We start from the raw sequence: 26,004 nt of genomic DNA on the forward strand, positions 1-26,004 counted from the left end.
CGCGGTTTGTTCCGCCCCACCGAGAACGTAACGCACAGTGACGACACCCGCACGAGCTGTGGATAACTGCCTGTGGACAACCAGGGCCTCAGAGCACCCCGCCGCCCGGGCGGCCCGGCTGCCGAGCCGCCACGCCGAGGTGTTCTCCGACGCGGTTGACCAGCAGCGTCATCTCGTACGCCACCTGACCGACGTCCGCCTCGGCCGCGCTCAGGACGCACAGGCAGCTTCCCTCGCCCGCGGCCGTCACGAAGAGCAGTGCCTCGTCGAACTCCACCATCGTCTGCCGCGCCCTGCCCGCCCGGAAGTGCCGGCCCGATCCCCGGGCGAGGCTGTGCAGACCGGACGAGACGGCAGCCAGGTGTTCGGCGTCCTCGCGTGCGAGCCCGCTGCTCGCGCCGGTCACGAGGCCGTCGTTCGACAGCACCAGCGCGTGCCGTATGAATCCGACCCGCTGGGTCAGGTCGTCGAGCAGCCAGTCGAGTTCCTTGTCCAACGCCATCAGTGGTCCTCCCCCTGGGTGGTGCGTCCCCGCCGGCCGGATTCCCCTGGTCCTGTGGTCCCGTGCCGCCGTGGTCCGCCGTGTCGCCGTATCCCCGCAAGCCTTACGCACTGTCGTGGACAGGGCAAGCACTGCACCACGCCCGCGCGTGCCGCACGATGGGGGCATGACGAGGATGACCGATGATCAGTGGCGGGCCTTCGTGTCCGCGGGGACCCGTACCGGCAAGCTGGCGACCGTCCGCGACGACGGCAGTCCGCACGTCGTTCCGGTCTGGTTTCTGCTGGACGGCGACGACGTCGTGTTCACCACCGGCAAGGACACGGTGAAGGGCCGCAACCTCGCTCGCGACGGGCGGGTCTCCCTGTGCGTCGACGACGACACCCCTCCCTTCGCGTTCGTCTCACTGACCGGAGTCGTCGAACTCGACGAGGATCCGGCCGCGTTGCGTCACTGGGCCGGCCGTATCGGCGGGCGCTACATGGGTGAGGACCGCGCGGACGAGTTCGGCGAGCGCAACGCGGTCCCGGGCGAGCTCCTCGTCCGGGTGCGCATCCACAAGGTGATCGCCGAGGGCGGTGTGTCCGCGTAGGAGCCGTCCTGCGGCTCAGCCGACGGTGTCGAGGAGCCGGGCGGTGTGCATCCGGCCGGCGTACTCGACCAGGCGGATGAGCACTTCCTTCCCGGAGTCGCGGTCGCGCGCGTCGCACAGCACGACGGGCGTGCCGCGGTCCAGGTCGAGGGCGCGGGAGACGTCCGCGGCGCCGTACGTACGCGCGCCCGTGAAGCAGTTGACGGCGACCACGAAGGGGATCTTCCGGTGCTCGAAGTAGTCGACCGCGGGGAAGCAGTCCTCGAGCCGCCGCGTGTCGGCGAGGACGACCGCCCCGAGCGCGCCCTGTGACAGCTCGTCCCAGAGGAACCAGAACCGGTCCTGGCCGGGCGTCCCGAAGAGGTAGAGGGAGAGCCCGGAGCGGATGGTGATGCGACCGAAGTCCATGGCCACGGTCGTGGTGGTCTTCTGGTCGACTCCTCCGGTGTCGTCGACGAACTCCCCGGCACGGCTGAGCCGTTCCTCGGTGCGCAGCGGCCGGATCTCGCTGACCGCGCCGACGAGGGTGGTCTTGCCCACGCCGAATCCACCGGCGACCAGGATCTTCAGGGCGAGGGCGGTGGTGTCCGCGCCGCCGTCGTCCGCGCCGCCGCTGTCAGAGCGCTCGTAGGCCATCGATTACTTCCCTCAGGATTCTTTCGTCAGGGAGCTGTGCGGGCGGTACGGGTCTGCTGACGCGTACGAAGCCCGATTCGAGGAGGTCGCCGAGGAGGACCCTGACGACGCCGACGGGCAGGTCGGCGTCGGCGGAGAGTTCGGCCACCGACTGGGTCTCGGCCCGGCACAGGGCGAGCAGGGAACGGTGTTCGGGGCCGAGGAGCGATTCCTCGGCCGGTCCGGGCGGGTCGTCGTCCACGACGACGAGGGCGATGAGGTCGAACCTCACGTTGCTGGGCCCCGGCTTGGTCCGTCCGCCGGTCATCGCGTACGGACGCACGAGCGGTCCGGCGTCGGCGTCGTACCACTGACTGCCCGGCAGGGTCGGGCCGTCGCCGGTGCTGTCCTGGTTCATGGGTCTCTCCGGGTCAGCCGGTGGCCGGCGGGGTCACCGTGAGCCGTGGCGGGGTGTGCAGGTGCTCGCCGACGCGCTTGACGAGGCGGGCCATCTCGTAGGCGATGAGACCGATGTCGGCGTTCACCGAGCTGAGGACGGCGAGGCAGGATCCGTCACCGGCGGCGGCGACGAAGAGGAAGCCGTCGTCCATCTCGACCATGGTCTGACGGACGCCGCCGGTGTGGAACTGCCGTCCGGCGCCCTTGGCGAGGCTGTGGAAACCGGAGGCGATGGCGGCCAGGTGTTCGGCGTCCTCGCGGCTGAGTCCGCTGGAGGCGCCGACGGCGAGTCCGTCGTTGGAGAGCACCACGGTGTGGCGGACCTCGCGGACCCGCGTGACGAGGTCGTCGAGGAGCCAGTCGAGCTCGCCGGACCGGTGGTGGGAGATCCTCTCGTGGTCGATCATGCGTGGTCTCCTTCGGAACGTGGGTCGTCGAGGGGGGTCGTGGCATGGCCGAGCTCGTGGCCGGTTCCGCCGCCGGTCTCGGTACGGGAGTCCGTACGCGGCCGGGCGGAGGGGTCCGTACCGGGGTCGCCGTCGAAGCCGGTTCCGAGTGGACGCCTGGTGCCGGGGGCCGCGCCTCCGCCGCGTTGCCAGCCGTCCCGGTAGGCCGTCATCCGCTCCCGTACCCGCTCCGGGGTGCGGGCGTCCGCGCCGGGCGCGGGCGGCACGACGGCCGGTGCGGGAGCGGGTGCCTCGCGCAGCTGCGGGACGAGGCTGGCCTGCCGTACGCGACGGGGCAGTTCGGCCTCGGGGTCCCCGTGTCCGGCGGGGGTGCCGGGCGGCTCCTGTCGATGTGTCGGCGGTACGGAGGGACCGCGGCGGCGCAGCTCGGTGACCCCGGCGGGCGGCGGCCCGGGCTCCGGAGGCGCGGCGAGCGCGGGGACGGCCGTGGGGCGTGGCAGCGGACGGGGCCGGGAGGTCGGCGGGGCCGGTGGCCGAGGTCCGCCGGTCACCTGGGTCGGGTCTCCCGGCCGCGCGCCGGCGGGCGGTCGCGGGGCGGTGCGGTGGGGCTCCGGTGCGGATCCGGTGGGCGCGGATCCCCCGAACGGTGGGCCGGTGGGGGCGGGTCCCGCGGGGGCGGGGCCGACGGGGCCGGGCGGACCGGCCTGTCCCGGGCGGCCGAAGCGGCGGGCTTCGGCGCGGTGCGCCTCCTCGCGCTCGCGTGCGGCACGCGAGCCGTCCGTACGCCGGCCGGCACCGAACCGCTCGTCACCGGACCGCTCGTGGCCCCATCGGCCGGCCCCGAACCGCTCGCCGCCGGACCGGTCGCGGTCGAACCCGTCGGTACCGCACCGATCGTCGCCGGACCGGTCGCGGCCGACGCCGTCGGGGCCCCGCTCTTCGACGCTTCCGTGCTCGTCGCCGCTCCGGCGGTCGTGGACGCTCGGACGGTTGTCGGCGCTCCGGCTGCCGTCGGGGGCGGCCGTACGGGGATCGCGCGCGTGCGGCGGTGCGGCGTGGCCGGTGTCGGGTCCTTGCCCGGTCGCCGGTGTGACGCGGCCCGGCGGCAGCGCACCCTGGAGGAGGTCCGTCGGGAGCAGGACCACGGCCGTCGTGCCGCCGTAAGGGGAGGTCCGCAGGTGGACCTTGATGTCGTGGCGGGAGGAGAGCCGGCTGACCACGAAGAGGCCGAGCCGGTCGCTGTCGAAGAGGTCGAGGGCCTCGGACTGGGCGATGCGGGCGTTGGCCTCTGCGAGGGTCTCCTTGCCCATGCCGAGTCCCCGGTCCTCGATCTCCAGGACGTATCCGTTGCCGACGGGCTCGCCGCTGACGCGCACCTTGGTGTGGGGCGGGGAGAACTGGGCGGCGTTCTCGATGAGTTCGGCCAGGAGGTGGGTGAGGTCGGCGACGGCGCCGCCGACGACGGCCGTCTCGGGGAGCCGGCGGACCTCCACGCGCGCGTAGTCCTCGATTTCGGAGACGGCGGCGCGGACGACGTTGGTGAGGGGGACGGGCATGCGCCAGGCGCGGCCGGGAGCGGCGCCCGAGAGGATGATGAGGCTCTCGGCGTGGCGGCGCATCCGGGTGGTGAGGTGGTCGAGCCGGAAGAGGTCGCCGAGTTCGTCGGGGTCGTCGGCGCGCCGTTCCATGCTGTCCAGGAGGTTGAGCTGGCGGTGGACGAGGACCTGGCTCCGCCGGGCGAGGTTGACGAAGACGCCGGAGATGCCGCTGGCGAGTTCGGCGCGTTCGACGGCGGCGGAGAGGGCCGCGCGGTGCACGGTCGTGAGGGCTTCGCCGACCTGTCCGATCTCGTCCTGGGAAACGGGTGCCGGCGGGGCCTCGGCCAGGACGTCGATCTCCTCTCCGGCGCGCAGCCGGCGCATGGCGGCGGGGAGTTTGCCGCGTGCGATGCCGAGGGCGGTGTTGCGGAGGCTGACGAGTTCGATGACGAGGCCGCGGCCGATGCGTACGGAGATGACGAGGGAGGCGGCGACGGCCGCGAGGCCGAGGACCACCGCGGCGCCGCCCGCGCTGAGGACACCGCCGGCGAAGGGGTCGGCCCGGTCGGCCGCGGCGGTGCGCGCGTCGGTCTCGATCGCGGCGAGTCCGCTGCCCACGGCGGTGAGGGTGGCGTCCCAGTCCGCGGAGGTGACCACCTGGGCGGCGGCTCGCCCCGGGCTCGCGGTGCGGATCAGGTCCTCCGCCCGGGTGAGCCGGGTGTGGTCCCCGCCCTCGGCGAGCCGGGTCCACGCGGCGCGCTCGGCGGCCGGCAGGTCGGCGGTGGCCGACGCGATGAGGGTTCGTCGGGTCTCGACGGCTCCGGAGAAGGCGCGGAGCCGGTGCTCGGGGAGACGGCCGTCGAGGTGGGCGGAGGTGAGGAGGGCGTCCTCGCGGGACAGCATCTCGCCGGCCCTGCCGAATTCGAGGAGCACGCGCGCGTCGGATCCCTGCCGGGTGTCCTGGATGCCGGTGAGGGCGCCGCCGACGGCGAAGGCGGCGGAGACGGCCGCGGTGTACTCCTCGTACAGCTGGTCGCCGTCGGCCCGCCCGTCGACGGCGGCGGTACGGAGCCGGGCGAGGCCCTCGACCTTCCCGACGAACACGCCCACCCGGTCGCCGACGTCGCCGGGCAGGTCCCCGGTGTCGCCGACGGTGTGGGTGTCGTCCAGGCGGAGCCGGTCGACGGCCTCGTCCGTGCGGCGGATCCGGTCCTCGAGCTCGGCGGCCCGGGTGGCGCCGGGGGCTGCCGCCTGCCGTACGGCGGCGCGCCGTTCGGCCTGGAGGGCGGTGCGGGCGGCCGTCACGGGCTCACGGATCTCGGCGTCGACGCGCTGGAGCTGGCGGAGCCGGGCGACGTCCTGGGCGGTGGTGACGGTGGCGAATCCCCACAGGGCGAGGAGCGAGACGACCGGGACCATCAGGAGCGAGACGATCTTGGCGCGGACGGTACGGGGCCGGAGGCCGTGACGTACCGGGCGGTTCCGGCGGGCGGCGGGCGGCGCCGGGTGCGCGTCGGCGGCGACCGTCCGCCCCGTGGGCGCCTGTCCGGTCGCCGTCCGTCCGCTGGCCGTCCGTCCGGCGCGCGGAAGGGCCTCGGGGGTGGGTTCCCCCGGCTCCTCGGCGGGCCGCCCGGCGTGTGCGCGCCGCCCGCGTGCGGCCCCCGTCGGCGGCGCCGCCGCCTCGGCGTCCTTGGTCTTGCGGGGAGTTCGCATGGCCTCCTCGTTCCGGCTGCGGCTGTCAGGGGTTCGGTGGGTCCCGCGGAAGGGGTGGGGCTGGCGGAGCGGGATCAGTTCATGGGCGTACGGGCGGTGCGGAAGCCGGGCGGTGCCACGTCCACGGCGCGCTCGTCCGGCTCGGTGAGGCGCCCGGCGGAGGCGTAGGCGGCCCGTTCCCCGGCGGTCGGGGAGAGGGCGACGAAGGCGGAGGTGATGAAGAGGTACGAGCCGAGGCCGACGGCGAGCGGGAAGATGAACTGCATGACCGTGGCGCCCGGCAGGGGCGCTCCGGAGGGGACCACATCCACCCGCACGGCGAACATGCCCGTGTAGTGCATGCTGCTGACGGCCGCGCCCATCACGAGCGACGCGACGGCCACGGCCGCGGGCGAGTGGATGTGGAGGGCCGCCCACAGGGCCGCCGTGGCGGCGACGACGGCGATGAGGACCGAGAGGCCGACGAGTACGGGGTCGTAGCGGACCTCGCCGTGGAGCCGGAGTGCCGCCATGCCCAGGTAGTGCATGCTCGCCACGCCGATGCCCGTGGTCAGACCGCCGATCAGGAGCGAGCGGACCCGGTCGCGTCCGTAGCCGACGGCGAACACGCCGACGCCCACGACAGCCATGGCGATGACGAGGCTGAGGAGGGTGAGCGGTACGTCGTAGCGGATGTCGGTGCCGGTCACGCCGAAGCCGAGCATCGCCACGAAGTGCATCGTCCAGATGCCGGTGCCGAGGGCGGAGGCCGCGGTGAGCAGCCAGTTCCGCCGCGAGCGGCCGGTCGCGTCGAGCGCTCGTACCGTGCAGCGCAGCCCGAGGGCGGCGCCGACGCAGGCCATCGCGTACGACAGTGCAGGTGTCAGCCAGCCGAAGGTGGCGTGGTCCAGGTGTCCCATGGCTCACGGACGCTAGTGCGCAGAGGGGGGCGCACCGGGGGCGCATTTCGAAAGCTGATGGAATATGACAGAGAGATGGTCCCGAACGATCGCGCCGGGCTCGAACGTGCACACAGAACGTTCACCCCTCCGAGTACGGAATCATGAGCGCATGAGCGACGACCCCACACACGTCCGAGAGTTCTTCGGTGCCCGAGCCGCGGACTGGGACAGCCGGTTCCCCGACGACGGTCCCGCCTACGCGGCGGCCGTCGCCGAGGTGGGCCTGCACCCCGGCGACGCCGTCCTCGACGCCGGCTGCGGGACCGGGCGGGCCCTGCCGCCGCTCCGTGCCGCCGTCGGCCCGTCGGGGACCGTGCTCGGCGCCGACCTCACGCCCGAGATGCTCGAACGGGCGCTCCGCGCCGGGCGCGGCGGAACGGCCGGCACCGCGGCGCTGCTCCTCGCCGACGTCGGCCGCCTGCCGGTGCGCGACGGCGCCCTGGACGCCGTCTTCGGGGCGGGGCTCATCTCGCACCTCGCGGACCCCGTCGCGGGCCTCCGCGAACTCGCCCGGGTCGTACGGCCCGGCGGCCGGCTCGCCCTCTTCCACCCGATCGGCCGAGCCGCCCTCGCGGCCCGCCACGGCCGGGAGGTCACACCGGACGACCTGCGCGCCGAGCCCCGGCTGCGCCTCGTGCTCGCCGAAGCGGGCTGGCGGCTCGTCAGCTACGTCGACGAGGACACGCGATATCTGGCCATGGCTGTCCGAGAGGGCTGAGGCCGCACGGCTTCCGGCCGGGAGCACGCCGTGGATATGGCAGAGTCGGGGCGGCGTGACGGCTGACACCGCGGGACTGACCGGTCCCTGCCGGGGCCGTTCCGGGGTCAGGGGGCTGTGGGTGACACGGGTGGTCGACGGTCGGTTCGAGCTGGTGGCCCGGCTCGGCGGGGGCGGGATGGGGACCGTGTGGAGAGCGCGGGACCTCGTACTCCACCGCGAGGTGGCCCTCAAGGAGGTGCGCCCGCCGGATCCGGCCATGGCCGCGTACGACCCCGAGGGCGCCCGGGAGCTCAGGAGCCGGGTACTGCGCGAGGCGCGGGCACTCGCGCGCGTGGCGCATCCCCGGGTGGTGACCATCCATCACATCGTGGACGGCGGCGGGGACTCGTATCCCTGGCTCGTCATGGAGCTGGTCGCCGGCGGCTCGCTCCAGGACCGGCTCGACCGGGGAACGCTCAGCCCCGGCGAGGCCGCCACCCTGGGACGGGGGATCCTGGCGGGGCTGCGGGCCGCCCACGCGGCGGGCATCCAGCACCGGGACATCAAGCCCGCGAACGTCCTGCTCCGGCCGGACGGCAGCCCCGTCCTCACCGACTTCGGCATCGCGGCGATGCACGGGGCCACCGCCCTCACCGCCGCCGGCTCGATCATCGGCACCCCCGACTACATGGCGCCCGAACGCGTCAGCGGCGAGGAGGGCGGGCCGGCCGCCGACCTCTGGTCGCTGGCGATGACGCTGTACGTCGCGGTGGAGGGCCGGCACCCGCTGCGCCGGGCCAACACCCTCGCCACACTCGCGGCCGTGCTCGGCGAGGACGTGCCGCCTCCGCTGCGCGCCGGACCGCTGACGCGCGTCCTCACGGACGTCCTGGTACGCGATCCGGGGGCGCGCCCTGACGCCGAGGCACTGGACCTGCTGCTCGCGGGGGCCGAGGCGGAGGCGCGGACCGAGGCTCGGGCCGCCGACGACGAGCCGCGGGACGCGGTCCCGGCGCGACCGCCCGCGACGCGCACCTCTCGCACCGGGGTGTACGCCGCCGCGGCGGCCGCCGTCGCGCTGAGCGGCGTGCTCGTCTGGACCCTCCCCCTCGGTGGGAAGGAGGGTGGCGAAGGCGACCGCACCGCGGACAAGCCGAGCGAACAGGCCTCCTCCTCCCCTGCGACGGGTACGTCGACGGCGCCCCCGTCCGGCGGCGGCGGGATCACCATCGGGATCAAGTCCGACCAGCCCGGTCTGGGCTGGAAGGAGCCGGACGGCACGTACGCGGGCCTCGACGTCGACGTGGCCACCTACATCGCCCGCGCGCTCGGCCATGATCCGGCCGAGGTCACCTGGAAGGAGGCCGCGAGCTCCGCCCGCGAGTCCCTCCTCACCAGCGGTGGCGTCGACCTCGTCGTCGCCACGTACACGATGAACCTCAAGCGGAAGACGACGATCGACTTCGCCGGGCCCTACTTCACGGCCCATCAGGACGTCCTGCTCCGGACCGACGACACCTCCGTCAGGAGTCCGGCGGATCTCAACGGCAGGAAGGTGTGCGCGGCCACCGGCTCCAGTTCCGCGCTCCTGATCCGTACGCGACTCGCGCCCCAGGCGAACGTCGTGACGCGCGACAGTCACGCGCGCTGTGTCGACGACCTGGCCTCGGGCGCCGTCGACGCCGTCACCACCGACGACGCGTTGCTGGCCGGCATCGCCGCTCAGGACGGGTCCGAGGGGCGGTTCAGGCTCGCCGGGTTCCGCGTCAGCGACGAGCCCTACGGCGTCGGCCTCAAGAAGGGCAGCCCTCTGCGGAACAAGGTGCAGACCGCGCTCGACCAGATGGTCGCCGACGGCTCCTGGCAGCAGGCCGTCGAGAAGAACCTCCCGCTCCTGAGGACGGCCACTCCCCCGGCCCGCGACTGGTCCGCCGTGTCCGGCGCGTCTTCCTGACCACTCCAGGTCAACGCACCCTTCTGTCCCGGCACTTCACTGTCTACGGTGGGCGTACCGGGCAGTCGTGCCCGGGAGAGGCGGTGCGGCGTGGCACGGATTCCGGAAAGACTGCGCAGGCTGCTGCCCTCCGCCCGGCGGGCGCCCGAGGCCACCCCACCGGCGGCGCCACCACGGCCCCGGCAGGGGCACAACCTGTTCGAGGCGGCGGCGGACTACGTGGCCGCGTGCGCCGAGGACGACGCGGCCCGGGCGGAGGAGGCGGCGGGCCGGGTCTCCCCCGGCATGCTGTCGTTCGGCGTCAACGAGCTGGCCTGCCGGGCCGTTCTCACCCTGGCCCGGGAGAGAAACGAGTCGCCGACCGCGGTGGCCCGGTCGCTGCTCGGCCTCAGGGACGGCCGGGCGGAACGGCCGGCGGGTGACGCCTGAGGCCCCTGCCGGACGATCCGGCCCGCGTCCCGACGGGTGAAGCAACCGTGGAAACCCGGTGGAAACGGTGTCGGTGGGCCCGCTTATGCTGCACCGGACTCATACACGGGGCCTGGGGAGGGCGCGGCGATGTTCGGCAGGGTGTTCGGCAGGGGTGCGGAGAGACCGGCGGCGGATCCGTACGCCCTTCCCGTCCCGCGCAGGCGGAGGAACGGCGTGTACACCTTGCGCGCGCTCGGGGACACGCGGGTCCTCGCCCTGGTGGAGGCGGCCGACGCGGGTGAGTGGGAGGCCGTCAAGGAGGCCCTTGCCCCCTTCGACCTCGGCCGCGACCACCATGTCCTGGGCGAGCTCGCCGACATGGACGGGGTGCAGGACTGGATCGGCCGTGCCGTCGAGGAGGACAAGGAACACCGGGCGACCGCCCTCCTGATCTCCGGGGCGCGCCACATCACCTGGGGCTGGGAGGCGCGCACCGCCGCGCGTGCCGCGAACGTCACGCAGGAGCAGTGGCGGGTCTTCCGCGAACGGCTCCACATCGCCGAGGAGCAGCTCCTCGAAGCCGCGGAGGCACGGCCGGAGTGGGTCACGCCGTGGCGCCGTCTCCTCACCTCCGGTCGTGGCATGTCGCTGGGCCCCGCGATCAACGAGACCCGGCTCGACGCGGCGCTGCGCCGCGACCCGCTGGACGTGGAGAGCCACTTCGAGTGGGTGTCGCAGCTGCAGCCCCGCTGGGGCGGCGAGCCCGGCCGGGCCATGGCGTTCGCGCGGGACGCGTCGGCCCGCGCGCCGCAGGGGCACCGGCTCGGCTGTGTGATCGCCATGGCGCACATCGAGGACTGGGTCGAGTCGGACCAGGAGGACTGCCTCGTGGACCCGGCGATCCAGGCCGAGCTGCGGGCCGCGGCCGACCACAGCATCCTCCACCCCGCCTACGTACGGCGTCCGGGCTGGCAGTACGACTTCAACATGTTCGCCATGGCCCTGTCGCTGGCCGGTGAACGGCACACGGTCCGGCGTGTGTTCCAGGCGCTCGACGGTGCCTACACCAGTTGGCCCTGGACCTACTTCGCGGAGCCCGAGAAGGAGTTCACCCGCCACCACCGGCGCGCCTGAACGTCTCGCCGATCACCACCTGCGCGCCTGAACACCTCTCCCACCACCACGGGCGTGCCCGAACGCCTCGCCCGCCACCACCGGCCCGCCGGAACGCCTCGCCCGCCACCACCGGCGCGCCCGAGCGCGATGCCGCCCGGCCCCCACGCAACCCGCCGCTTCTCCCACCCCGGACTGCCTCGATGACTTCTTCCGACACCGCCGCGACCCCGGCCGGCGCCGACCGCACCTTCCAGGTGGATCTGCGCGGCCTCGTCGACCTCCTCTCCCACCACCTCTACTCCAGCCCTCGCGTCTACCTGCGCGAACTCCTGCAGAACGCGGTGGACGCGCTCACCGCCCGGCACGGTCTCGAACCGGGTGCCCCCGCCGACGCCTTCGGCATCCGTCTGCACGCCGACGGCTCGGCGGTACGCGTCGAGGACGACGGCGTCGGTCTCACCGAGGCCGACGTGCACACCTTCCTCGCCACCATCGGCCGCAGCAGCAAGCGCGCCCTGGAGGCCTCCGCTGCCGAGCCCGTACGAGGCTGGGGAGGGATCACCGAGCAGCGCGGCGACTTCATCGGCCAGTTCGGCATCGGCCTGCTCTCCTGCTTCCTGGTCGCGGACGAGATCCACGTCCTGAGCCGCTCCGCCCGGACCCCCGACGCACCCGCCGTGGAGTGGCGCGGCCGCGGCGACGGCAGCTACACCGTCCGCACCCTGCCCGCCTCCGCCCGTCCCCGGCCCGGCACCACCGTCACGCTGACGCCGCGCGCCGACGCGGGCGAGTGGACCAAACCGGCGCAGGTGCACGCGCTTGCCCGGCACTTCGGCTCCCTGCTGCGCCACCCGGTGACCTTCGACGACGGCACGGGCGGCCCCGGCGTGCCCGTCAACCCCGAGCCCGCGCCCTGGACGCGTACGTACCCCACCCCGGGCTCCCGCTCGCGCGCGTTGGCCGCGTACGGCGAGGAGGTCTTCGGGTTCGCGCCTCTGGACACCATCGAGCTGGACCTGCCGGCCGTCGGTCTGAAGGGCATCGCGTGCGTGCTGCCCGAGACGGTGCCGGCCGGGCGCCGACACGGCCACCGCGTGCACGTCAAGGGCATGCTCCTTTCGGAGCAGGCCGCGGAGATCCTGCCCGAGTGGGCGTTCTTCGTGCGCTGCGTCGTCGATGCCGAGAGCCTCCGCCCGACGGCGTCCCGCGAGTCCCTGTACGAGGACGACACGCTCGCCGCCGTCCGCGACGCCCTCGCCGAGCGGCTGCGCGGATGGATCGCCCGGGCCGCCGCCAGCGATCCGGACCTGCTCGCCCGCTTCCTCCAGGCCCACCACCTGGCCGTGAAGTCGCTCGCGGTGCACGACGACGAGATCCTTCGGATGCTGCTGCCCTGGCTGCCGTTCGAGACCACCGACGGGCACACCACCCTGGACGAGTTCGCGCGCACCCACCGCACGGTGCTCGTGACGTCGAGCGTGGAGGAGTTCCGGCAGGTCGCGGCGATCGCCTCGGCCGCCGGGCTCGGCGTCGTCAACGGCGGTTACACCTACGACCGCGAGCTGGTCCACCGGCTGCCCGAGATCCGCCCCGAGGCCAATGTCGCCGACCTCGACCCGGCGACCATCACCGCCCATCTGGACCCCGTCGACCGGGAGACGGAGCTGGCCGCCGCGGCCTATCTCGCGCTCGCGCGCGACGCCCTCGCCGTCTTCGACTGCGACGTCGCGCTCCGCACCTTCCAGCCCGCCTCGGCCCCCGCCCTCCTCGTCGACAGCCGCGAGGCCCGGCACGAGCGCACCCGCTCCCAGCTCGCCCGTGAGCAGGAGGGCGGTCTGTGGGGCGACATCCTCGGCGCCCTGCGCCAGGAGGCCCCGCGGGCCCAGCTGATCCTCAACCAGCTGAACCCGCTGGTCCGCACCGCCGTCGCCATCGACGAGCCCGAGCTGGCGCGCACCAGCGCCGAAGCCCTCTACGGGCAGGCCGCGCTGCTGTCCCGGCGGCCGCTGAGGCCCGCCGAGTCGAGCCTCATCAACCGCTCATTCCTCGATCTTCTCGCCCACGCCCTCCGCAAGGACAGCTGACGATGCCGACCGCACCCCATCCCCAGAGCACGGACGAGCTGTACCAGGCGCTCAAGGAGAACGACCAGCGCCCCTACGGCCGTACCCGGACCGTCACCGCCGAGGAACTGGTCGACGCCGCCGAGCAGTTCGCGGAGCCCGTACCGCTCGTCCACGCGCTGTTCGAACTCCAGGAGGCGTACACCTACGGCTCCGAACCCCGGAAGTCGCCCGTCGTCTTCGCCCGGCTGCTGACCCTCTTCGACGAGCAGCCCGACGTCTTCGACGAGCGGATGCGCCACACCCTGTTCTGGCGGTTCAAGTGGGTGGCCAACGCCCTGCGCGCGCTGCCCGAGGTTCCGCTGACCAGCCTGCGCCAGTGGCTCACGGAGATGCGCGACCGGTACGAGCGGGCCGGCCTCGGCCTCCAGCCCTCCTACGGACAGGCGTACCAGCTGGCCGCTCACCGCGGTGAGGACACGACCCTGGCGTACGAGCTGTGGGCGGGCCGCACCCGTACCCGGCTGAGCGACTGCGAGGCCTGTGAGATCTGCGAGCGCGCCCTCTACCACCTCGCGGCGGGCGACGACGAACGGGCGCTGCGCGGCTGGGAGCCCGTACTCGCCGGGACGGAGTCCTGCCAGGAGGAGCCGGCCCGCTCCGTCTCGTACGCGCTGCTGCCCCTGCTGCGCACCGGTCGCGCGGACCGGGCCCGGGAGCTGCACCTCGCCGGCTACCGCGCCTGCCGCCGCAATCCCTCGATGTCCGGTGAGGTCGGCCGGCACCTGGAGTTCTGCGCGCTGACCGGCAACGAGGCACGCGGTCTCGAGCTGCTCGCGGAGAACCGGAACCTGTTCGAGGAGGTCGACTCGCCGCTGGACGTGCTCGACTTCCTCACCGGCGTGGAGGTCCTCCTGCGGCGCGTGGAGGAACTCGGTCACGGCGGCCTTCCCGCCGCCGGATACACGGGCCGCACCTGGACGGTGACCGGTCTGCGCGCCGAGGTCCGCAACCGCGCCGACGACCTCGCCGCCCGCTTCGACGCGCGGAACGGAACCACGGCCCACACCGACCGCCGCAGGGTCCGCCTCGACCGCGCCCCGCTCCTCGACGCGCTGGAACTGACCCTGCGCACCCGCGGCCTCGACGACGTGGCCCCGGCGGCTCCGGTGACCGCGCCGACCGCCCGCTCGGCCGCGTCCGAGCCCGAGTCCCTGCCCGAACTCATCGTCCGGGCACGGGCCCTGGAGGTGCAGGGCCACCCGGACGGGCAGGCCTGCTGGGCACGGCTGCGCGCCCTCGTCACCGCCCGGGAGTACGTCCACCCCGACGACCCGGCCGTCGGGTCGCTCGTACGGCTGCGCGCCGATCTGCTGGCCGACGAGGCGAGCCGGTTGGGCGACGACGACCGCGAGCTCGCCGCCGCCCTGTACGAGGAGGCCGCGGGTCTCCACGAGGACGCAGGGGAGCCGGGGGACGCGGCGGTCGAGCACGCCGCCGCCCTGCTCACCGCCGCCGAGATCGCCGTGGAAAAGGGCGTGGACAAGGGCGTGGACGACGCCGCGGAGGGGGCCGCCGGGCCGGAGGCGAAGGCAGACGCGTTCACCGCCGCCCACGAGGCCGTGGTCCGCCTGCACGAGGAGACGCCCGGTCTCGCCCCGCACCAGGAGGCCCGTCTGCTGCGCATGCGGGCCACCGCGCTCGGCCTGCGCCTGCAGACGTCGAGGAGCGAGGAGCACGTCGCTCCGGTCTTCGCCGAGGTGGACCTGCTCCAGGCGTTCGCCGGCCGGCACGACATCGCCGTGGGGGTCTCGCACGCCCTGCTGCTGCGGGCCAGCACCCACGCCATGTCCGGGGACCTGCCCGGCGCGGTCACCGAGATCGACGCCCTGCTCGACCGGCTGAAGACCCACGGTCCCGCCTGGCACCTGCCGCGCACGCTCATGCTGCGCGGCCGCCTCCAGCTCGGCCTGCGGGACGCCGAGTCCGCGCACGCGGACCTGTCCGAGGGGCTGCGCCTGGCCGCCGACTGGCCGGCCGACTCGGTCGACTCCTCCCGGCTCCTCGGCGACCTGGGCGAGGCCTGCATGCACCTGGGCCGCCCGGAGGAGGCGCTGCGGCATCTGACCCGCTCCGCCGAGCTCGGGCTGCGCCGGGGCAACCGTACGGACGCGTTCTGCGCCTACAGCAACGCGGCCCAGCTCAGCCTGGACCTGGGCCGGATCGAGGACTGCATCGCCCTGCTCGACTCGCTCCTCGCGGAACCGGACGTCGCCGCCGGGGAGCTGGACGACCGGCTCGTCGCCCAGCTGCGCCTGACCCGCGCCCGCGCGCTGCACGCCGGGGAGGACCTGAAGGCGGCCACGGCGGAGTTCGTCGCCCTCGCTGCCGAGTCGGCCGGCTGGGACGACGACCCGGGAAGCCACGCCATGATCGCCGGGGAGACGGCCACGCTCCTCGGTGAGTCCGGCGACTTCGGCCGGGCCCGTGAGGTCGTGGACCAGGCACTCGCCGCCCACGCCAGGGCCCCGCGCTACGAGCAGCTCAGCAACTGCCTGCGCGAACTGGCCCGCCTCCAGGCTCAGCAGGGCGGCCCCGAAGGCCTGCCGGGCGCCCTCGCCTTCCTCGCCGACGCCGGCAGGGTCGCCGACGAGGCCCGTGCCGCCGCGTACGAGGCCCACGGCCGTTCGCTGGACACCGCCCTGGCCTACGAGTACGGACGCGTGAACGCCTTCGCCGGTGAGTACGAGGACGCCCTGGCCGCCCTGGAGAAGGCCCTCGCCCTGCTCGGTGAGCCGGGCCCTGAGGACGACCGCGCCGGCGAGTGGGCCGAGTGCGTACGGCTCGCGGGTGCCGTGGAGGGCCTCTATCTGGAACGCCCCGTCCCCGCCCTGGCCCGCGTCGACGCGGCGGTCTCCCGACTGACCGCCCTCGGCCGCACCGAGGAGGCCGAGCCGCTGACCGCCCTGGCGGGCAGGCTGCGCGACGAGGCGTAGGGGCGGGCCGACCCGGCCACGCGTGCGCGTGGAACGCCTCCCCCTGGAGACACGGAGGCTTGCGTACGGCGACGCAGGTCACGGCGCCGGGCTATGGACACGTCTCCCTCCTCACTGGTTAAGGTGCGCCGACAACCAGATGGGGAGGCATGCGTGGCTGGGACGGACCCGATCACCGAGGCCGTCGGCGACGCCGACGCGCTGTTTGTGCTGACCGCGGCGCTGCTGACGCCCGCGCGCTTCCCGAGCGTGCTCGGTGACGACTACCCGGCCGCCTGCGCGGCGCTCGGTCTCGAGCCCTACGGCGAGGGGTACGGGCTCGTGTTCGGCCAGGACGGGCTCGGGGCCCGCTGGACGGTCGTGGTCGACGACGTGTCGCTCGTCGCGGTCGCCATCTCCTCCTGGGACTGCGGCATGGCCTACGACCTCTCCCCCGACGAACGCTCGGTGGTGACAGGACTGCCGGGGTGGCCGCTCGACGTGGTGACCCGCGCTCCGGGTGTGCCCGCCCCGCACGACCCGGAGCCGGAGGAGGGCGATCCCGCCCCGCTCGTACCGCCGTCCGGCGAGGAGTGGGGACCTGCCCAGCGCCGCCTCGGCGCGGACGAGGTGGCCCGGCAGTGGACGGCCTGGCGGGCCCAGGTGACCGACGCGCCCGGGACCGGGGACCGGCCGGCGGACCCGTCCCCCGCGGAGCCCCCGTCCGCGACGGCGGATCCGGCGACGACGGCACCCGTCTCCCCCGCGGATCCGGCGACGGCACCGACCGCCGGGGCGGCTCCCGACCGTGCCGCGAGCGGCACCGAGGGTGCGGTCGCCGCCCCCGGCGGTGCCCATCGTGACCCGTACGACGGCGTCCGCCGGGTGCTCGACGAGCTCCAGGGCTATCTGGACCAGCCGCCGCCGGTCGGGCGGGTGCGGTCCGACGCCGGCGAGGACGAGGGCGTGCGGACGCTGCGCGTGGACGGGCCCGGCTGGTCGCTCGTGGCCCGCGCGGACGACATGGCCTTCGTGCTGCTCGACGAACTGCCGGGCGAGGTGCTGCCGGTGGCCCGGGGCCCGCGGCTTCCCGCGCTCCTCGAAGGGCTCGACGCGATGGCCGTACGCCCTTCCTGAACGTCTCTCGGTTCCCCCATGGGACGAGGGCCCGAGGTGTGGTCCGGGACCATGGCCCGGTGGTGGGGGTGCGCCGCATGATGTGGCGCCGCACCCCCTTCCCTCGTCCCCCGGAGGCCACCATGCGCCTGTTGCCAGGCGTCTCCCTGTTCGCCGCGCTCCTCGCGGGAGTCACCGTCCTCGCCCCCGCGGGCCCCGCCGGGGCGCAGGAGCGGACCGCCGCGCACTGCGCGCGGCAGGACCGGCTCCGGGTGCCCGGCGCCGAGCACCAGCGGTCCGCCTGCCTGGACGATCTGACGACCGCGGGGCTCGCCGGCACCCCGTACACCGATCCGGCGGACCAGGCCGGCCTCGCCGCCCGGGGGACCCGTAACCCCTCGGGCGTGCCGGGCGTCCAGATCGACGGCTACTTCCCCGACGACTCACGCCTCAACGCCACCCACGGCTGGGCCCACGACGCGCAGTTCGTCATCCGGCTGCCCGACCGCTGGAACGGCGGGCTCGTCGTCACCGGCGCGCCGGGCACCCGGCGTCAGTACTCCACGGACGCGCTGATCTCCGACCGGGTCCTGGCCCAGGGCTTCGCCTACGCCGCCACCGACAAGGGCAACACCGGGCCGGACTTCTTCACCGACGGCCGGGGGCCGGGCGACGCGGTCGCCGAGTGGAACCGGCGGGTGACCGAGCTGACGAGGGCCGCCAAGAAGGCCGTACGGCAGCGTTACGGCCGGGCCCCGGAGCGCACGTACATGACCGGGATCTCCAACGGCGGCTATCTGACGCGCTGGCAGCTGGAGAACCGGCCCGAGCTGTACGACGGCGGGGTCGACTGGGAGGGCGTGCTGTGGACGGCGCGGGGCCCCAACCTCCTGACGAGTCTGCCGGTGACGGTGGCCAGGTCGCTCGGGCAGGCCACGGACGAGGACATGGTCGCGGCGGGCTTCGCGCCGGGGTCGCGTTTCCTGTGGCCGTACCACGAGAAGGCGTACTGGGGACTGACCCAGAAGATCTTCCGGGCCGAGTTCGACCCCTCGTACGACCCGTCCTGCCCCGGTACGACGGCCGGCGGGACGGTGGAGCGGATCTTCGCGCCCTGTGCCTCGGACGCCTCCTACGACTACACCTCCCGGCCGGCGTCCGTCCATCGCGCGGTCGCGAAGATTGCGCTCACCGGACGGATCGGCAAGCCGCTCATCACGCTGCACGGCGACCTGGACACGCTGCTGCCCGTCTCCACCGGCTCCGACGTCTACGCGCGGATGGTCGACGGGCGGGGCCTGGGTGCCCTTCACCGGTACTACAGGGTGGAGGACGGGACGCACACCGACGGCCTGTACGACACGTATCCGGACCGACTGCGTCCGATCCTGCCGTGCTACCGCTCCGCGTTCGACGCGCTGACCCGCTGGGTCGAGGACGGTACGCCGCCGCCCGCCGACCGGACGATCGCCCGGCCCGCGAGCGGTGACCTCGTCGACTCGTGCGCTCTGGAGGAGTGAGCCCCGCGCGCCGCCCGCTCTCGGCTCAGACCTTCTCCAGCGGGCGGTGCGGCCCCTCGGGCAGTTCGGCGCGGATCCGGTCGCCGGGCCGCACCTCGCCGCCGGCGAGGACGATGCCCATGATCCCGGCCTTGCGCACGATCTCGCCGTTCTCGTCACGGCCGATGACCCGCTTGAGCAGTCCGTGCCGGAAGCCGTCGATCTGCGCGCAGGGGTTGCGCAGTCCGGTGACCTCGACGACGGCTTCGGCGCCGAGGTGCAGGCGGGTGCCGGTGGGCAGGCCGAGGAGGTCGATACCTCGGGTCGTGACGTTCTCGCCGAGGTCGCCGGGGGCGACCTCGAAGCCGTCGCCTGCCACCTCGTCGAAGAGTTCGGCGTGGATGAGGTGGACCTGGCGCAGATTCGGCTGGGTCGGGTCCTGGGCGACGCGGGAGCGGTGCTTGACCGTCACGCCCGCGTGGACGTCGCCCTCCACACCGAGCCCGGCGAGGAGGGTGATGCCCTCCCGGTTGGGCTTGGTGAACGAGTACGTGCCGTTGCTGCTGACCGCGGTGACCGTGCCGACGCTCATGGCGAGGAGTTCCCCTTCTCCGCTCACCGGTGGCCGCATCCCCGACCGCCGGACCGATGATCACACCGTGGGTGATCGTCCTCGACCCTACTCGGCCCACTCGGAGCGCAGCGGGGCGCCCACGTCGTGCAGATGGCCGAGGGCCTGCCGGTACGAGTCCACGAAACCGGTCTCCGTGTACGGCACTCCCAGGGCGGCGCAGTGGGCGCGGACGGCCGGCTGGGCGAGGCGGAGGTGGGGGCGCGGCATGCTCGGGAAGAGGTGGTGCTCGACCTGGTAGTTGAGCCCGCCGAGGAACCAGTCGGTCAGGGCGCCGCCCCGGATGTTGCGCGAGGTGAGCACCTGGCGCCGCAGATGGCCCCAGCTGTCGCCGTCCGCGTGCTCGTCCGGCCGCTCCATGCCCTTGTGGTTCGGGGCGAAGGCCATGCCGAGGTGGACGCCGAACAGCATCTGGTGGACGAGGGCGAAGACCAGGGCCTGGGCGGGGGTGAGGAAGGTGAGCAGCAGGGCCGTGTAGCCGGCGAAGTGGGCGAGGAGCAGCGCGCCTTCGACGAGCCGCTCGCGCCGGGTGCGGCAGGGGCCGTTCCTCGACAGCAGCGCCTGGACGCCGTACACCTTCAGCGCGATGCCCTCCAGCGTCGTCAGCGGGAAGAACAGCCAGGCCTGGTGGCGGGTGAGGAAGCCGCGCAGGCCCTTGCGGCCGGCCGTCTGGTGCTCGGCGAAGACCAGGATGTCGGCGGCGACGTCCGGATCCTTGTCGAGGTGGTTGGGGTGGGCGTGGTGGCGGTTGTGCTTGTCGTTCCACCACTCCCGGCTCATGCCGAGGAGGAGGTTGGCGTGGACGAGCTGGACGATCCGGCTGATCCTGCGGTTCGCGGTGATCTGGGCGTGGCCGGCGTCGTGGCCGACGAAGGCGACGCGGGCGGAGAGCAGTGCGAGGGGGACGGCGAGCGGCAGCGCCCACCAGGAGGGGCCGATCAGGGCAAGCCCGGTCACCACGGCGGCGATGCCGAGGAGGTTGACGGCGATCCCCCGGGCGTACCAGCCGGGGCGGTGTTCGAGGAGGCCCTGTTCCCTCACCGTCCGCAGGAGCGGGGTGAATTCGCTGCCGCCCCGGACACGGGCGGGCGCCGCGGCTGGGGCGGCGGCCGGGGGCAGGACGGTTGCCTGGGACATGGCGGGGCTCCGGATTCTGTCGGTCGGGATGCGGGGCGGTGCGGTCGGTGAGCGCCTACCCAGAACCTACGGATCCGTGATCGTCCCGGGCCATGGCGTCACCACCCGTCCACGGCGGGGGGTGGCCGGGGGCGAGGGGTAGGGCGGTCCCCACCCCCCTTCACCGCTGTGGTGCGGATCACGTCGTAGGGGTACGCGCCGGTGGCATCCCGCAAGGTATCCTCGGCCGCTCAGTCGCCAGGTAGTCAAATTTGAGGAACGCGTTGTCGCTGTCGTACGGACCCGATGATTCCGCCCGCGAGACCGCCCAGGATCCCTCCCTCGCACTCACCCGCCACGCCGCCGTCTTCCTCCCCGCCGATCCGCCGCGCGCGGGCCGGATCGCCTTCTGGTCGCCGGACGGCGACCCGCTGCCGGAGGTGCGGACCGCCCCGGACACCGCCGGCGCCGCCCAGCCCACGCCGCTCGACGCCGCTCAACTCGCACCCGCCGGCGCCGCTCAACTCGCGCCCGTCGACGCCGAGATCACCGTCGTGGACGGTGTGGGTCTTCGCCCCGTGAGCGTCCCGGCCCTCACCCTTCCCGTACGGGACGCCCTGCCGCTGCTCGCCCGCGCCCGGTTCTCCGGCACCGCGTCTCCCGCCTCGGCCTTCTGGGGTGCCGCCTCGCTCCTCTCCCTCGGGCTTGTCGCACGGGGTCTGCTGCTGCCCGGCCTCACCTCCGGCGACGTCGACGCGTGGCGGGCCGGTCCGCTCGGCCCCAAGGAGCTGGCGGACCTGCGGACGCTCGCCGCGTCGATGCCGCCGACGGCCCACGCCGTGCCGCTCTCGCCGGACGAGCCGCCGCTGCTTCCGGAACCCGAGGCGCTGCTCCGCGCCTTCGCCGACGCCGTCGCGGACACCCTGCCGCGTACCCCCGCTGCTCCGCTCGTCGCCGGCGGGCCCGCCTTCACGGCCGAGGAACCGCAGAGGATTCCCGAACAGCGGCCGTGGGCGGCGGACGTGGCGGCGGTGCACGACGCGGGCATCCGGCTGTCGCTCCGGCTCGAACTCCCGGGCTTCGACGCCCGGTCGGAGAAGGCGCCGGCGTTCCGCGCGGTGCCGCAGCTGCACGCCGTCGCCGACCCGACACTGGTCGCGGACGCGGCGGAGGTGTGGGCGGGCTCCGGACGGACCGGTACGGCCTTCGGCCCCCGGGTCCGGATGGACGCCCTCCTCGCCCTGCGGCGTGCCGCCCGCGCCTGGCCACCGCTGGCCCCGCTCCTGACGGCGGCGGTACCCGACACCGTCGAACTCGCCGACGAGGAGGTCGCGGAACTCCTCGGCGCGGCGGGCCGGTCGCTCGCCGCGGCGGGCGTCCAGGTGCACTGGCCGCGTGAACTCGCCGACCGGCTGACCGTCGACGCCGTGATCGGCCCGGTGGGCGCGGACGCGCATGCGGCGGCCCGGGAAGGGGCGGACGCCCCGGGTGGGCTCGGGTCCGCCGGGGAACCGAAGAGGGAGCCCGAGGGAGAGCCCGAGGGGGCTCGTTCCTCCGGGCTGCCCTCCTTCCTCTCCGCCGACGCGCTGCTCGGCTTCAACTGGCGCTTCGCCGTCGGCGATCAGGAGCTGACCAGGGCCGAGCTCGACCGGCTCGCCGAGGCCGGGCGGCCCCTCGTACGCCTGCGGGACCGCTGGGTGCTCGTCGACCCCGCCGAGGTACGCCGGGCCCGTTCCCGGCAGGACCACAAGCTGACGCCGGTGGACGCCCTCTCGGCCGTCCTCACCGGCACCACGGAGATCGGAGGACAGCTGGTCGAGGTGGCCGCGACCGGCTGGCTGGAGCGCCTGCGGGAGCGGCTCGCCGACCCGGAGGGCGGCCGCCCGGAGGTGACCCAGCCCCCGGCGCTCGCCGCGACCCTGCGCGACTACCAGCTGCGCGGACTCGACTGGCTGCACCGGATGACCTCCCTGGGCCTCGGCGGCTGCCTCGCCGACGACATGGGACTCGGCAAGACGATCACCGTGATCGCCCTGCATCTGCACCGTCAGTCCGACCCGGCGTCCGCGGGGCCCACCCTGGTCGTCTGCCCCACCTCTCTCATGGGCAACTGGGAGCGGGAGATCGGGAAGTTCGCGCCCGGCACGCCGGTGCGCCGCTTCCACGGCGCGACCCGTGACCTGGAGGACCTCGGCGACGGCGGTTTCGTCCTCACCACGTACGGCACGATGCGGCTCGACGCGGCGCGGCTCGCCACGGAGGACTGGGGACTCGTCGTCGCGGACGAGGCGCAGCACGTCAAGAACCCGTACTCGGCGACGGCCAGGCAGCTGCGGACCATCGGGGCCCGCGCGCGCGTGGCGCTGTCCGGCACCCCCGTGGAGAACAACCTCTCCGAGCTGTGGGCGATCCTCGACTGGACCACGCCGGGGCTGCTCGGCAGCCTGGGCGCGTTCAGGACCCGGTTCGCCGCCGCCGTGGAGGGGGGCAGGGACCCGGCCGCCGCCGCGCGACTCGCCGCGCTCGTCCGCCCGTTCCTGCTGCGCCGCCGCAAGTCCGACCCCGGCATCGCACCCGAGCTGCCGCCGAAGACGGAGACCGACAGGGCCGTCTCCCTGACGCCGGAACAGGCCGGTCTCTACGAGGCCGTGGTACGGGAGACGTTGGCCGCGATCGCCGAGGCCGACGGCATGGCGCGGCGCGGCCTGGTCGTGAAGCTGCTGACCGGGCTCAAGCAGATCTGCAACCACCCCGCCCAGTACCTCAAGGAGGACAGGCCGAGGATCGAGGGCCGCTCGGGCAAGCTGGAACTGCTCGACGAACTCCTCGACACGATCCTCGCCGAGGGCGCGTGCACCCTGGTCTTCACCCAGTACGTGGGGATGGCCCGGCTCCTGGAGACGCATCTCGCCGCGCGGGGCGTGCGGACGCAGTTCCTGCACGGCGGGACCCCGGTCGCCGCGCGCGAGGCGATGGTCGCCCGTTTCCAGAACGGCGAAGTGCCGGTCTTCCTGCTCTCCCTGAAGGCCGCCGGCACGGGCCTCAACCTCACCCGCGCGGAACACGTCGTGCACTACGACCGGTGGTGGAACCCGGCCGTCGAGGCCCAGGCCACCGACCGCGCGTACCGCATCGGGCAGGACCGGCCGGTGCAGGTCCACCGGCTGATCGCCGAGGGGACCATCGAGGACCGGATCGCGACGATGCTCGACCGGAAACGGGAGCTGGCGGACACCGTCCTCGGGACGGGCGGGGACGCGCCACCGGAACTGACCGAGCTGACCGACGCCGAACTGGCGGAGCTCGTACGACTGCGAGGGGACGGACGATGAGCGGCTACGGACACGAGGGCGACGAGCGGACGTTCGCCGCGCTGCCGCCCGCGCGGGGCTCCGCCTTCACCCGCACCTGGTGGGGCCGGGCCTGGCTCAAGGCGCTCGAGGACACCGCGCTCGACGGCCAGCAGCTGAAGGCGGGGCGCCGGCACGCGCGCGCGGGGGCGGTGGGTGCCGTGTCGGTACGGCCCGGCCGCATCACCGCGGTGGTCAAGGACCACGACGGCACGCCCTACCGGAGCGACGTCCTGGTGCGGGAGTTCTCGGAGGAGGAGTGGGAACGGCTCCTCGGCCTCGCCGTCGACAGCGCGGGCCACATCGCCGCGCTCCTCGACCGCGAGATGCCGCCGCACCTGGTGGAGGACGCGGCGGCGGCCGGGCTCGACCTGCTGCCGGGGATCGGCGACCTGGATCCGGAGTGTGGCTGCGAGGCCTGGGACCACTGCCCTCACACGGCGGCGCTCTGCTATCAGGTGGCACGCCTGATCGACGAGGACCCGTTCGTCCTCCTGCTCATGCGCGGGCGGGGGGAACGCACGCTGCTCGACCAGTTGCAGTCGCGCAGCGCTTCGCGCGCCGCGCGCGGGGGCACGGGAACGGACGACACGCCCGGGCCGGCCTCCGAGGGGGGTGTCGGCGGGATGCCCGGAGTGTCGGCCGAGGAGGCGTACGCGGCGGAGTTCCTCCTGCCGCCGCTGCCCGCCGCTCCTGACGTCCCTGACACGCCGGGCGGGTCGCCGTCCCTGGACACGGAGACGGAGCCAGGACCCGGGGTCGACCCGGCGGCACTGGAGTTCCTGGCGTCGGACGCGGCGGTCCGCGCGCACCGGATGCTCGTCGAGGTCCTCGGTCCTGACGCGTCGACAGCATCCGCCGTGTCGCCGCCCCTGCCGGGCCTGACGGTCGCTCAGGACGCCGTGCGGCTCGCGGCGGACGGCGGCCCCGCCGCGCCCGGGATCGCGGCGCGCCTCGCCGCCGGTTCGGGCCGGACACCGGCGGAGCTGGACCTGGCCACGCGCGCGTGGCGGTTCGGGGGCGCCGCCGCCCTCGCCGTACTGGAGGAGGAGTGGACACCGGACGCCGAGGCGCTCACGTGGGCCGGGGCCCGGCTCGCCGAGGCCTGGGAGGAGGACGAGCGGCCGGTGCTGCGACGGGCCGGCGGCGCCCGGTGGACGGCGGTGGGCACGGAGGCGCAGCTGCGCCTGAGCGAGGACGGCCGCTGGTGGCCGTACCTCAGGTCCGGCGCCCGGTGGGCCCCCGTGGGCCCGGCCGACCGTGATCCGGCGACGGCTCTCGCCACGGCGCTCGCCGCGGGCGCCACGGAAGGCGCCGGTACCACGGGTACTACAGGAGCCGCTCGGTGAGCGTGCCTCCGGTGGCGGAGGGGGCGACCAGGCTGCAGGCGACGGTGTCCGAGCCGAGGAGGTAGCTCGTCCGGTACGGGTACTGGACGAAGGTGGTCCAGCGCGTGCCGAGCGGTTGCAGCGCGGCCTTGCGGCGCAGCGGTTCGCGGCACAGCAGCGTGGCCGCCTCCCGGACCGCCGCGTCGGTGGCGAGGACGCCGGTGAGCCGGAGACGGGCGACGAGTTCCGCGTTGTGCGGCGTGTCGCAGGAGCGCGGGAGGGCGGTGCCCGGCGCGTCGCGGTCGATGTCGAAGCAGTCGCCGACGCGCAGTTCCTCGAAGGAGACGGGCCGGGCCGGCGCACTGTCGTGCGTCGTGGTGGCGGTCGGCCGGGGTGTGGGGAGGCCGCTGCCGGTACGGGAGGGGGTCGGGGACACGCCGGAGGCGCTGCCCTCGGGGCGGGCTGACGGGATCGCGGACTCCGTACGGGGCGGTGCGACGTCCTTCGCCACGTCGGCCGTCGGCGTGTCGTCCGTGCGGGTGCCGGCTGCCACGCTGCCGTTTCCGTGCGTGTCGGCCGATCCTCCGCCGGTCGACGGGCTGGCGTCGCCGCCGTCGCCTCCGACGGCGGTCGCCGGCGCTCCGATCTGGTCGCCGCCCGGTCGGCCGTCGGCGGAGAGGTCCTGCTCGGCGCCGCTCCCGACGGCCAGGAAGGCGCCCGCCACCAGGACGGCCACGAGCAGCGGGACGAGCGGCACGCCGAACCGGTGCGCGCGCGGCGCGGCCGGTCCCGGCCGGGGCGCACCGAGCCGGACGAGTCGGGGCGGCGACCATCCGGCCCCCGCCTCGGCGGAAGCGGTGGAAGCGTCTACCTCGACGGGCGCGGCCGGCGCGTCCGGCCCGTGGTCCGGTGGCGGGGTGGCGGTCGGCGGGTGCACGGGGTCCAGGTTCGCCCGTCGGCGGAACCGGGGCCACCCCT

General features: G+C 74.4%; 20 protein-coding genes. 11 read left to right on the top strand and 9 right to left on the bottom strand.

Going from position 1 to position 26,004, the window contains the following annotated elements:
* Positions 1-88 precede the first annotated feature (88 nt).
* Entirely contained in the window at positions 89-502 is a 414-nt protein-coding gene (locus tag ACZ4VK_RS29430; RefSeq protein WP_384105365.1) for a roadblock/LC7 domain-containing protein, read from the bottom strand.
* Positions 503-668: 166 nt separating this feature from the next.
* Here ACZ4VK_RS29430 and ACZ4VK_RS29435 point away from each other — a divergent pair, with 166 nt between their 5' ends.
* Entirely contained in the window at positions 669-1,094 is a 426-nt protein-coding gene (locus ACZ4VK_RS29435; RefSeq protein ID WP_468358485.1) for a PPOX class F420-dependent oxidoreductase, read from the top strand.
* A gap of 15 nt (positions 1,095-1,109) precedes the next feature.
* Here the strand turns inward: ACZ4VK_RS29435 and ACZ4VK_RS29440 are convergent, their stop codons facing one another.
* The 5 genes from ACZ4VK_RS29440 to ACZ4VK_RS29460 form a co-directional block, all read right to left on the bottom strand.
* Positions 1,110-1,730, bottom strand: coding sequence for a GTP-binding protein (locus ACZ4VK_RS29440; protein WP_468358488.1), 621 nt, complete (start codon positions 1,728-1,730; stop codon positions 1,110-1,112).
* Positions 1,711-2,127 carry a DUF742 domain-containing protein gene (locus ACZ4VK_RS29445; RefSeq protein ID WP_468358491.1) on the bottom strand — a complete coding sequence of 139 codons (417 nt, stop codon included), beginning with the start codon at positions 2,125-2,127 and terminating at the stop codon, positions 1,711-1,713. The genes ACZ4VK_RS29440 and ACZ4VK_RS29445 overlap by 20 nt, the downstream gene beginning before the upstream one ends.
* Positions 2,128-2,140: 13 nt before the next feature.
* Entirely contained in the window at positions 2,141-2,575 is a 435-nt protein-coding gene (locus tag ACZ4VK_RS29450) for a roadblock/LC7 domain-containing protein (protein WP_468358494.1), read from the bottom strand.
* On the bottom strand, positions 2,572-5,826 hold the full coding sequence (locus tag ACZ4VK_RS29455) for a sensor histidine kinase (RefSeq protein ID WP_468358497.1): 3,255 nt from the start codon (positions 5,824-5,826) through the stop codon (positions 2,572-2,574). The genes ACZ4VK_RS29450 and ACZ4VK_RS29455 overlap by 4 nt, the downstream gene beginning before the upstream one ends.
* Positions 5,827-5,900: 74 nt before the next feature.
* Entirely contained in the window at positions 5,901-6,725 is an 825-nt protein-coding gene (locus ACZ4VK_RS29460; protein ID WP_468358500.1) for an MHYT domain-containing protein, read from the bottom strand.
* Between the two features lie 151 nt (positions 6,726-6,876).
* Between ACZ4VK_RS29460 and ACZ4VK_RS29465 the strand changes: the two genes are divergently transcribed.
* The 8 genes from ACZ4VK_RS29465 (at position 6,877) to ACZ4VK_RS29500 (ending at position 18,622) form a co-directional block, all read left to right on the top strand.
* Positions 6,877-7,485 (top strand): class I SAM-dependent methyltransferase, encoded by a 609-nt coding sequence (locus ACZ4VK_RS29465; RefSeq protein WP_468358503.1) that lies wholly within the window; start codon positions 6,877-6,879, stop codon positions 7,483-7,485.
* Positions 7,486-7,663: 178 nt separating this feature from the next.
* Complete coding sequence (locus ACZ4VK_RS29470) at positions 7,664-9,421, top strand: bifunctional serine/threonine-protein kinase/glutamate ABC transporter substrate-binding protein (protein ID WP_468358824.1); 1,758 nt, start codon at positions 7,664-7,666, stop codon at positions 9,419-9,421.
* A gap of 90 nt (positions 9,422-9,511) precedes the next feature.
* Entirely contained in the window at positions 9,512-9,850 is a 339-nt protein-coding gene (locus ACZ4VK_RS29475) for a hypothetical protein (protein ID WP_468358505.1), read from the top strand.
* Between the two features lie 129 nt (positions 9,851-9,979).
* Positions 9,980-10,966, top strand: a complete 987-nt coding sequence (locus ACZ4VK_RS29480) for a hypothetical protein (protein WP_468358508.1) — start codon at positions 9,980-9,982, stop codon at positions 10,964-10,966.
* Positions 10,967-11,148: 182 nt separating this feature from the next.
* Positions 11,149-13,032 carry an HSP90 family protein gene (locus tag ACZ4VK_RS29485; protein ID WP_468358511.1) on the top strand — a complete coding sequence of 628 codons (1,884 nt, stop codon included), beginning with the start codon at positions 11,149-11,151 and terminating at the stop codon, positions 13,030-13,032.
* Positions 13,033-13,034: 2 nt separating this feature from the next.
* The gene (locus tag ACZ4VK_RS29490; protein WP_468358514.1) at positions 13,035-16,007 is read left to right on the top strand and encodes a hypothetical protein; all 2,973 of its coding nucleotides are present in this window, start codon (positions 13,035-13,037) and stop codon (positions 16,005-16,007) included.
* Positions 16,008-16,160: 153 nt separating this feature from the next.
* Positions 16,161-17,123, top strand: coding sequence for a hypothetical protein (locus tag ACZ4VK_RS29495; protein ID WP_468358517.1), 963 nt, complete (start codon positions 16,161-16,163; stop codon positions 17,121-17,123).
* A gap of 122 nt (positions 17,124-17,245) precedes the next feature.
* On the top strand, positions 17,246-18,622 hold the full coding sequence (locus tag ACZ4VK_RS29500; RefSeq protein WP_468358520.1) for a tannase/feruloyl esterase family alpha/beta hydrolase: 1,377 nt from the start codon (positions 17,246-17,248) through the stop codon (positions 18,620-18,622).
* A 25-nt stretch (positions 18,623-18,647) separates the two neighbouring features.
* Here the strand turns inward: ACZ4VK_RS29500 and ACZ4VK_RS29505 are convergent, their stop codons facing one another.
* Both ACZ4VK_RS29505 and ACZ4VK_RS29510 read right to left on the bottom strand, forming a co-directional pair.
* Positions 18,648-19,193: an MOSC domain-containing protein gene (locus tag ACZ4VK_RS29505; protein WP_468358827.1), complete on the bottom strand. Its 546-nt coding sequence runs from the start codon at positions 19,191-19,193 to the stop codon at positions 18,648-18,650.
* An 87-nt stretch (positions 19,194-19,280) separates the two neighbouring features.
* The gene (locus ACZ4VK_RS29510) at positions 19,281-20,369 is read right to left on the bottom strand and encodes a fatty acid desaturase family protein (protein WP_468358523.1); all 1,089 of its coding nucleotides are present in this window, start codon (positions 20,367-20,369) and stop codon (positions 19,281-19,283) included.
* Between the two features lie 269 nt (positions 20,370-20,638).
* Here ACZ4VK_RS29510 and ACZ4VK_RS29515 point away from each other — a divergent pair, with 269 nt between their 5' ends.
* The gene (locus ACZ4VK_RS29515; protein WP_468358831.1) at positions 20,639-23,680 is read left to right on the top strand and encodes a DEAD/DEAH box helicase; all 3,042 of its coding nucleotides are present in this window, start codon (positions 20,639-20,641) and stop codon (positions 23,678-23,680) included.
* Positions 23,677-25,047 (top strand): SWIM zinc finger family protein, encoded by a 1,371-nt coding sequence (locus ACZ4VK_RS29520; RefSeq protein ID WP_468358526.1) that lies wholly within the window; start codon positions 23,677-23,679, stop codon positions 25,045-25,047. The genes ACZ4VK_RS29515 and ACZ4VK_RS29520 overlap by 4 nt, the downstream gene beginning before the upstream one ends.
* Here the strand turns inward: ACZ4VK_RS29520 and ACZ4VK_RS29525 are convergent.
* Positions 25,028-25,963, bottom strand: a complete 936-nt coding sequence (locus ACZ4VK_RS29525) for a hypothetical protein (protein ID WP_468358529.1) — start codon at positions 25,961-25,963, stop codon at positions 25,028-25,030. The genes ACZ4VK_RS29520 and ACZ4VK_RS29525 overlap by 20 nt on opposite strands.
* Between the last annotated feature and the right edge of the window lie 41 nt (positions 25,964-26,004).

Source organism: Streptomyces sp. NPDC028711, from assembly GCF_055565415.1.

Bases quoted from the DNA above. Each gene is read 5' to 3' on its own strand.
- ACZ4VK_RS29430 (WP_384105365.1), bottom strand. From the start codon at position 502: ATGGCGTTGGACAAGGAACTCGACTGGCTGCTCGACGACCTGACCCAG.
- ACZ4VK_RS29435 (WP_468358485.1), top strand. From the start codon at position 669: ATGACGAGGATGACCGATGATCAGTGGCGGGCCTTCGTGTCCGCGGGG.
- ACZ4VK_RS29440 (WP_468358488.1), bottom strand. From the start codon at position 1,730: ATGGCCTACGAGCGCTCTGACAGCGGCGGCGCGGACGACGGCGGCGCG.
- ACZ4VK_RS29445 (WP_468358491.1), bottom strand. From the start codon at position 2,127: ATGAACCAGGACAGCACCGGCGACGGCCCGACCCTGCCGGGCAGTCAG.
- ACZ4VK_RS29450 (WP_468358494.1), bottom strand. From the start codon at position 2,575: ATGATCGACCACGAGAGGATCTCCCACCACCGGTCCGGCGAGCTCGAC.
- ACZ4VK_RS29455 (WP_468358497.1), bottom strand. From the start codon at position 5,826: ATGCGAACTCCCCGCAAGACCAAGGACGCCGAGGCGGCGGCGCCGCCG.
- ACZ4VK_RS29460 (WP_468358500.1), bottom strand. From the start codon at position 6,725: ATGGGACACCTGGACCACGCCACCTTCGGCTGGCTGACACCTGCACTG.
- ACZ4VK_RS29465 (WP_468358503.1), top strand. From the start codon at position 6,877: ATGAGCGACGACCCCACACACGTCCGAGAGTTCTTCGGTGCCCGAGCC.
- ACZ4VK_RS29470 (WP_468358824.1), top strand. From the start codon at position 7,664: ATGGGGACCGTGTGGAGAGCGCGGGACCTCGTACTCCACCGCGAGGTG.
- ACZ4VK_RS29480 (WP_468358508.1), top strand. From the start codon at position 9,980: ATGTTCGGCAGGGTGTTCGGCAGGGGTGCGGAGAGACCGGCGGCGGAT.
- ACZ4VK_RS29485 (WP_468358511.1), top strand. From the start codon at position 11,149: ATGACTTCTTCCGACACCGCCGCGACCCCGGCCGGCGCCGACCGCACC.
- ACZ4VK_RS29490 (WP_468358514.1), top strand. From the start codon at position 13,035: ATGCCGACCGCACCCCATCCCCAGAGCACGGACGAGCTGTACCAGGCG.
- ACZ4VK_RS29500 (WP_468358520.1), top strand. From the start codon at position 17,246: ATGCGCCTGTTGCCAGGCGTCTCCCTGTTCGCCGCGCTCCTCGCGGGA.
- ACZ4VK_RS29505 (WP_468358827.1), bottom strand. From the start codon at position 19,193: ATGAGCGTCGGCACGGTCACCGCGGTCAGCAGCAACGGCACGTACTCG.
- ACZ4VK_RS29510 (WP_468358523.1), bottom strand. From the start codon at position 20,369: ATGTCCCAGGCAACCGTCCTGCCCCCGGCCGCCGCCCCAGCCGCGGCG.
- ACZ4VK_RS29520 (WP_468358526.1), top strand. From the start codon at position 23,677: ATGAGCGGCTACGGACACGAGGGCGACGAGCGGACGTTCGCCGCGCTG.